A 1,155-nucleotide genomic window follows, 5' to 3' on the forward strand; every position below is an offset into this window, starting at 1 on the left:
CAGGGTCGAGGCCGACCGGCCCGCGATCTCGCCCAAGCGCCTCACCCGCTACACCTGCTCACCCGCCCGGACAAGCTCACAGACCACCAGCGGGAGCGGATCGACGCCACTACCGGCGCCTGCCCCGAGATGACGGGGCTCGCTGCCCTCGTCGGCGACTTCGCCGCCCTGCTCGCCCCAGTCGCTGGCAACGATGAGCGCCTGACCCGCTGGATCGACCAGGCCCGGGCCGAGGATCTACCTCACCTGCACGCGTTCACTCGCGGATCGAGTTCGACCGCCACGCCGTGGCGCCGCCCTCACCCATACATTCCACAATGGACGAACAGAAGGACTGAACACCAAAACGAAGATGATCAAACGGCAGATGTACGGCCGGGCAGGCTTCCACCTCCTCCGCCACCGCATACTGCTCGGCCAACGCTACCCAACGTCACCACCAAATATACGCCAGAGCCAGGCAACGTCCTGGTTGGTGTCCGGAGCCACGGTCGTCGCAGTATGAGTGTGCTTGTGCGGGCCGATACCAATCAGCATCATCGGCGGCAGCCTCCGTTCTCGCATGGTCGGGGTCGGGGGATCCGCGGCCGACAGTCCGACTTCGAAAACCAGGGTGGCCTCGCAGCTCACGCCTCTGTTGAGTGAAGCCGCGAACGGAACCCGGGCAAACGAGACACCCAAAGACAGCCAGCCTGCCCGGACTCCTGCGGCACGCTACGGGCGGCCAACCCGACCACGACACCGCTAACCCGACACAAGTCGGGAAATACTGGCTCTGAACAGGGCAGGTTACCGGCGATTGCTTCGGTCGTCACGCCTCGCCCCCAATTATGGCTCGGCCTCGTCGTTGCCTCCTCTGTCAGCCGTCGCAACAGGCTGTCCGACTTACTAGGTGTGATGTCCAGGCAGGTTGGTTGAGGTGTTGTGACGACACGGTCTGAGGTCGTGGATGGGTGAAGGCCTCCCGGTGTGGAGTGGAGCTGTCGAGTAACCGCTTCACACCAAGGAGGCCTTCGTGTCCCACGCTACTCATGCCAATGCTGCCCTGACCCCGCGTGCACGTGTGCGGTTGGCGCGTCTGATTGTCGATGGCGGCTGGCCGATCGGGCGCGCCGCGGAGCGCTACGACGTCTGCTGGCGGACCGCGAAGAAGTG

Annotated in this window: 2 pseudogenes; both read left to right on the plus strand. The window is 64.8% G+C overall.

Annotated features, from left to right (window positions below):
- A pseudogene (locus tag CHB84_RS24150) lies at positions 1 to 418 on the plus strand (transposase); the annotation flags it as partial.
- 597 nt (positions 419 to 1,015) lie between these two features.
- A pseudogene (locus tag CHB84_RS23750) lies at positions 1,016 to 1,155 on the plus strand (IS481 family transposase); the annotation flags it as partial.

Origin of the sequence: Haloechinothrix alba (genome assembly GCF_900188115.1) — a bacterium.
Taxonomy (GTDB): Bacteria; Actinomycetota; Actinomycetes; order Mycobacteriales; family Pseudonocardiaceae; genus Haloechinothrix; species Haloechinothrix alba.